Source organism: Lewinella cohaerens DSM 23179 (assembly GCF_000379805.1).
GTDB lineage: Bacteria > Bacteroidota > Bacteroidia > Chitinophagales > Saprospiraceae > Lewinella > Lewinella cohaerens.
Map to the genome: position 1 here is coordinate 304,675 of NZ_KB903576.1, position 7,207 is coordinate 311,881.

At 48.1% G+C, this 7,207-nt stretch carries 3 protein-coding genes; all 3 read left to right on the forward strand.

Going from position 1 to position 7,207, the window contains the following annotated elements; all coding sequences use genetic code 11:
* Positions 1-10 precede the first annotated feature (10 nt).
* Positions 11-3,091 carry a hypothetical protein gene (locus A3EU_RS0124285; protein WP_044086525.1) on the forward strand — a complete coding sequence of 1,027 codons (3,081 nt, stop codon included), beginning with the start codon at positions 11-13 and terminating at the stop codon, positions 3,089-3,091.
* Between the two features lie 156 nt (positions 3,092-3,247).
* Entirely contained in the window at positions 3,248-3,781 is a 534-nt protein-coding gene (locus A3EU_RS0124290) for an STM3941 family protein (RefSeq protein ID WP_020538802.1), read from the forward strand.
* A gap of 543 nt (positions 3,782-4,324) precedes the next feature.
* Positions 4,325-6,835: a DUF5686 and carboxypeptidase regulatory-like domain-containing protein gene (locus tag A3EU_RS0124295; protein ID WP_020538803.1), complete on the forward strand. Its 2,511-nt coding sequence runs from the start codon at positions 4,325-4,327 to the stop codon at positions 6,833-6,835.
* The last annotated feature ends 372 nt before the right edge of the window (positions 6,836-7,207 follow it).

Genomic DNA, 7,207 nt, shown 5'->3' on the forward strand with positions numbered 1-7,207 from the left:
CCTTCTTTTTATGAATAAGTATATCGTTTTATTATTGCTCCTGTGCGGGCAACTTCAGGCGCAGAGTTTATTGCAAGATGCCAAGTTGTTGGCCAAGGCCAGCCGTGTATTGGCGGATTCTACGGCGAGCAGGGACGCTCATGCTCAAGCATTAGGAGAACTCACCGCTGTTTTGTGGTTTTATAATAATGATCGTCGCGGCCCGGTTGCTGTTCCGGAGGTAGCACAAGTCTTGAAAAGCTATCAAAACAACAATACAATCAATTCTTTGATTGGTGGATTGATGGGTTTGAACGGCGATATCACCCCCGCCTTTCATCAAAGTTTTCGGGCAACAACAGATAGCCTTAAGGCTGGCCCGCGTAAGCAGATTCTACAGTTGTTGTATGCTGAACAAGCTATTGATCCAGCAGAATATTTGTCTTTAATGAAGACGATGAGAGAGTACCAGGAACCACCACTGGATGCTATCTCAGCCTTGCAGGCACCAGCACAAGCCAAGCAGGAAAGCGGTGGCGCAGGAATTGGCTTGTTTAACGAAGCGGCCATTATCCGTGGTTTGTTTTCATTCCTGGTAGAACGAGCAGGGGAGGAGCTGGTCGTCACTTTTTTGGATCGCTTGCTGGGCAAGGAAATGCCGACGGTAGCTAAGTTGTTTCCGACGGTGATCACCCTGTACAGTAGTACCGATTATGCTTATTCTGATTCGTTTTTGGCGAGTTTGCGCGATGCATTCCTCCAGGATTTGCAGCTTTTGGATGTACGCTTGCCGGAGTTGTTACTAACTGACGATCTGTTCTCGGAATTGCAGGCTGATCCGGTATTTTACTCCATGCTCACCGTTTACAGTGTTGTTGCAATCACCAAGGAGGGCAATGTGCCTATTGAAGAAACTATTCCACTGGTATCTCGCAATTTATACAAACGCTACCAGGATACCGAAAAACAGCGCAACCTACTGCTGGCTGATACCGCCGAAAAATCGCCTGAGTACCAGGCCGTAATCGCTGCTGTGCAAGCGGTTGTAGACCAATGCAAGGACATCTATGCAGATATTGAAGTAGCAGAAACAGATATGAATGAGCGGGCACTTAATTTTGCCTTTAATCCGGATATTCCGGGTAGTTTGAGGATGAGTTTATCGAAGTCATCCCAACTGTCAGAAGCCAATGGAAAACGGTTTTCAAGTGTCTTTAAAGCACCAACTGAAGGCGGATATGATCTGGCTTTTGTGCCTAGCCTACTGGGAGGAACTTTGCCTCCTTCTTTGGTCGCGTCGATGGGGACGCTCCAATCTTACGACAAATACTTTAGTGAGCCCGTGAGCCCAATAAATCGTCGTGCTGCCGGCTTGGCTTTATCTCGCCGTTTGGCAGGAGAAGAATTTGGTACGGCTACCCTTGATCAGTATTTTATGGAATGGCGGGATAATCTGATCGCTTATGACAACAGCTTGCAGGAAGCAGAGCTTGCCGCTAAAACCTCGGGGAACCTGCTGGGTGCAAGGCGACAAAGCCTGCAATTGGCACAACTGACACTGGAAAACACCCTGCAAACCGCCAGTACTCAATGGCAGGGCAAACTAGAAGCTGATGAAGCAGGAGCCTTGCAGGTTTTAGATAATATTGTGAAAAACCTGACGATAACCATGCCGGGAGCGAATGACTCCGATATGAGACGAATCATCAGGCAGGAGGAAGTTTTGGCGGAGGTAAAAGACCGATTGGTAGCGTTGCATACTCGGATTGAGGCCAGAGTAGGTGCTGCGGCACTGGCGCCTGACCCGATAGCCAACTATATGAATGCCAGCATCAGCACCAAGCAGTTGCAAAGTATTGAAGACAAGAGTATACAGCTAGGTCAAGACCTAGAGACCTTGCGTAAAGCACTGAAAGCATTGGATAACAGCTACGCAAGCAACCTGAGTAGAAGCCATGAGAATACACAGCCCTTATTGCAGATGGGCGAGGTGCTGAGCCACTTGTTTTACCTGTTGCGCTCGGACGCGCCCGATAGCACAGCCCAGCACTTTATAGACATGCGGCAACTACAAAGCTTGATGCTGGATGGCCCTCAGCGGTCGGCTTTCTTGGGGTTGATGGAGCAAGAATTAGGGCATGTTGACCGTATTGGGACCTTCTCGCGTGATGGGTTGTCGTTTTTGGTGCAAGCCACCGTGCAGGACCTTAATTTGCTGCCCACCCGTGTAAATGCGGTACCTGATTCGTTGAAGTTCTACCAGGAGTCATCCTTTGTGATCAACACGCTGAACCGGCTGTTGGAGACGCCGCTACTAGTAGATCCGCTCCAGCCGGATTCGGTGTATGCCCTCACCCAAAAATGGGCAGGCTTGGTACAGGTGCCGGAGATCAGTCAGAATGTATTGGATTTGGTGTTTTACATCAGTACCAAAAACTACCGCCAAGCCATCAACAAAACCCTGGAAACCACTATCCGTCTGACGGAAGAATTCCAGAGCACCCTTCCTGATAGCCCCAATGGCCAACAGCGGGGCCTTGTACATTTTTTGCAGCAATACGGCGGCTTTATTGGCGGCATGGTGGATGCCGATTCCGCGAGCCAGGTACAAGCCTTGCTGAATGCTTTTGCCGACCCTCCGGGCAGCTCACGCGTGAAGCGGCAGCTCCCCTTTACGGCTGGTGTCAATGCTTATGTGGGCGGCCTTTTTGGTCAGGAAACACTAAGTGGCAATGCGCAGGCATCGGAAACAACCTTCAATACGCTGGCACCGACGATGCCGGTAGGGGTAACCTTCAGTTTCTTGTTGGGCAAGAAGTATGCGGCTAATCGCCCGTCTTTCAGCCTGTTTTTTTCGGTGATTGACCTGGGCAGTCTGGCGACCTTCAACCTCAGTGAAGACTTGGCGGGGGATAATCAGCTGACTTTTCGAAACGTTTTGAAGCCCGGCTTTCAGTTGCAGTGGAACATTCCGAAATCGCCCTTCTATCTGGGTACGGGCTACCAGTTTGGCCCTCACTACCGCCAGTTTGATGGTGAATTATTGGAGCAGCGTTCCTGGCGGTACTTTGTGAGTTTTGGGATCGATATTGTGATTAAGCGGCTTTATTAGGGGGGTAAAAGTTGGAAGTGTGTAAAAGTGTAAGGGTTGGAACAGTGTTTGGAAAAGGCAATGAGAATTGGAAGAATTACTAGCAATTATTGAAGAAATCGTAAACTGGGGCACGTATATCATTAGTTGTAGGTCATTAAGAAAAAATAAAGAGCAGTGGAAAGCAAAATCGAAATACCACTTAGCAAATTGAAAATTGGATTGTTTTTCATTGGAGTAATCATTTTTGTGATACTGGGAATTCAATTTGCGATGAATCCAGAGGGATGGTTGTCCGCAAGGTCAAATTCACCTGGATTCGTAAGAATAATGGGCGTGATTTCAGTAATCTTCTTTGGTATTTGCGGGGTATTTATCGTACGAAAACTATTTGATACAAAAATTGGATTGACGATAGATGAAAAAGGAATCACTGACAATACAAATGCAACAAGTGTGGGATTAATTGAATGGGATGACATTACAGGAATAGATAAAGTTGAAATTGCGTATTCAAAAATATTATTGATTAAAACGGATAAGCCAAACAAGTATATTGAAAGAGCAAAACATGGGATCTCAAAGCGTGCGATGAAAGCAAATAACAGAATATATGGTTCACCGATTTCGATAATTTCAAGCTCGCTAAACATGAAGTTTAGCGAATTAGAAAACCTGATGAAATCAGAATTGAAGAGAAGAGGAAAATAAGAACTACCTACACGAGACTGGAGAGGTCGGTCGTATACCCCCTGTTTTTCTGTAGCTGCCAATGTGCACCTAACGTATTGCATGGATTATTACACCTGTTGGCATAGCTGTAGACTTGGTTTACACTTAGCACCTTTGGGGGCAACCTTTACACCCTTACACCCACCCAACCCTTACACTGATTTCCCCGGACTAGCGCTGCGCAGCCCCTTGGACCCGCAACGCAGTGGAGGGGCTGCCTGCGAAGGCAGGTAGGGTGGAGCATAGCGACCCCGCAGCAGGCGGGGTAGGCCCCAAAGATTAGCGTGTGCTACAAATTAGTGGCATTCCGATAAGTGAGTTCTGCATAAAAGGTTTTTTGTCCTTCAGAGCAAAATAGACATATCCGCCATAAATGACGGGGAACCAATATATAAACCCACTAAGTTGTAGCACCCCCCAAAGATTTAATGAAACATTAACAGCGTTTCTGATAATTTTAATATCCTTTAAACAACCCTATGCGTTCTGTATTCGTCACAAGAGTGATAAATAACGAAGACCATGCTAACTTTTTTTTCTCGCCGACCCATTAGAATTTCCCTGCTGCTAAGTTTGTTTGTTGTTATTGGCTTGCAAGCTTTGCAGGCACAGGTGATAACGGGTAGGATTATCAACGAATTTAGGGAGCCACTGCCTTATGCCAACGTGTATGTGCAGCAATTGAAGACTGGAACCGTGAGTGACGGAGAAGGTAACTATGAGATGCGCCTGGATGTGGAGGGGGAATACAATCTGGTGTTTTCGAGCTTGGGCTATGAGAGCAAGTCGGAACGGGTAATGCTGGTAGGGGATACCGCTTGGGTGAATATACAGCTGTCGACCTCTAGTTTTGATCTGGAAGAGATTGTGGTGTCGGCCAAGGATAAGGACCCGGCGTATGCGGTGATCCGGAAAGCGATTGAAAATAAAGACCGGCAACTGCGCTCGGCAGATAGCTATAGGACGAAGGTGTACCTGAAGGCGGTAGAAGAAAGTGAGGTGACGCCGCGTGAGGAAGCACCAAAAGTAGAGGTGGACTTGTCGGCACCAGATGCTGACCCTTTTGCGGCGGAGACGGCTGAAAACCAGGCCTTGCTAGCAGGGCTCAACCTGGTGGAAATGGAGGTAATGCTGAACTATCAGTACCCTCGCCAGTATAAAGAAGAACGGACGGCGTACCAAGCTTATGGCAGTACGAATGGGCTGTTTTTACCGATTTTTGCAGAAACGGATTTCAATTTTTATCGCAACCTGGTGTACCTGCCGGGCATTGCGGATGCTCCTGTGATTTCGCCTTTGAGCAACAATGCTATCCTTTCCTACAAATATGAACTGCAAGGGACGACTTACCTGAATGGGCGATTGGTGAATGAGATCAAGGTGATCCCACGCAAGGAGGGTAACTCGACGGTGAAAGGGACGATCTGGATTGTGGAAGACGAGTGGACGATTCAGCAATTGGCGTTGGAACTGCCTGTAGGTACCTTGCTATTTGGGGATAACTTCCGCATAGAGCAATCGTACACCGTGTTGGGCGATAGCCTTTGGACGGTAGATCGGCTGGCGTTTTATTACCAAAGCAAGCAAGGCAAGCGCAAGACTTTTGAAGGATCGACGGTTTTGCGGTATTCTGATTACGAGCATAACTATGTTTTCCCTGACAAGTTTTTTGGTAATGAAGTAGCAGTGACGACCAGCGAAGCTTACGAGCGTGATGGCGATTACTGGGCGGGTACTCGTACGGAGGAACTGGCCGAACGCGAAGCAAAGCTGATTCACTTGCGCGATAGTATTCAGGAGGTGAGAAATAGCCCGGTTTACCGGGATAGTGTAGAGCAGTTGTATAATAAAATCAACCTGTTGGAGCTGGCCTGGGATGGTGTGGGGATTCAGAACTGGCGGGAAGAATCGCACCTCTATGTGAGTTCGCTGGCATCGATGATCGATTTTAGTCCGGTAGGTGGTTGGCGGGTAGGGCCTTATGTTTCACGCTTTAAACGCTACCAGAGCGGCCGGATATGGAGTAATTCTGGAAACCTTGATTTTGGCCTCCGTAATAGTGATGTACAGGGCAATTTTAGCTCTTGGGTACGCTACGATCCTTTCCGGTTGGGGAGTGTGTCGATCAGTGGTGGGCGCTCTTTTGAGGCCATCAATCAGTATGACGCTTACTTGAATTTGCTGCGCCCCAGTAATTATACGTTGTTGGATGCTTTGCGGGTGGGGCATGAAATAGAAATCTTGAACGGTTTGCGTTTTACATCGAGCTTTTCGTGGAATGACCGTCGCCCGATTACCGGCTATGAGGTAGGTTCTTTCCTGGAAGACGTAGTGACAGATGGTGATGAGGTTATTGATTTTGAACGGTACCAAGCCTTTGTTTCGACCAACACCTTGAGCTATACCCCTGGGCAGCGTTACATGCGCGAACCCAACCGCAAGGTGATACTGGGCAGCAAGTGGCCAACCCTGAGCCTGCTGCACCGCCGAGGCTGGGATAAAACCCTGGGTAGTGACATTCGTTTTGACTACATAGAGGCTGCACTAGAGCAGGAAGTACTGCTGGGCGCATTGGGCAACACGCACTACCGGGCGCAGATGGGGCAGTTTGTAAATACCGATGACCTGCGCTTTATTGACTGGAAGCAGTTTCGGCAAAGCGACCCTTTCTTGTATTCCAATCCGTTGAACTCTTTCCAATCGCTGGACACTTCGTTGACGACCACCAATTTGCACTTTGAGCTGCACTTTATCCATCATTTCAACGGTGCGATCATCAACAACATTCCGTTGCTGAAGAAGACGCGGATAAAGACCGTTGTAGGTGGCGGGATGCTATGGCTACAAGATGGCGACTATCGCCACCAGGAGCTTTTTGCCGGGGTGGAGCGGGTGTTTAAGGTAGGTACGCGCCGCCGCTTGCGGGTAGGTGTGTTTGGCGTAGTAGCCGATGCAAACAACCGCAAGCCGGATACCTCGTTTAAGATCAGTTTTGATTTGATAGATGTATGGAAGCGGGATTGGAGTTATTAGGGGCCATGCCTTCGTGCCTCGGCACCAGGCTATCCACTGCTCCGCTCCATAGGGTCGGGTTTTAAACCCGACCCTATGGAGCGGAGCAGTTACTATCCTCGTATGTTTGTGACATGATCATTCCTTTTTTAGGTTTAGCGGCCTAAAACAGTGATCTTACTTCTAGCTTGATGTAGTTCGTACCATCCTAAAGCGGTATTCGAGAGGATATCAGCTACTGACGAAGGTTGAACACTCAGGCTAGAAGGCTTTTCGAGTCACGATAGCACTTAACTCGGTAGCTTCTATGCTATCAGAGACGATAAGCTTACGAGGAAAGACGACGGAAGTTCTTCGCTACTTTCACTAATTAATTTGATGGGTTATGAGCAT

Excerpts from the sequence above, each read along its gene's own strand:
- A3EU_RS0124285 (WP_044086525.1), top strand. The coding sequence starts at position 11 with ATGAATAAGTATATCGTTTTATTATTGCTCCTGTGCGGGCAACTTCAG.
- A3EU_RS0124295 (WP_020538803.1), top strand. The coding sequence starts at position 4,325 with ATGCTAACTTTTTTTTCTCGCCGACCCATTAGAATTTCCCTGCTGCTA.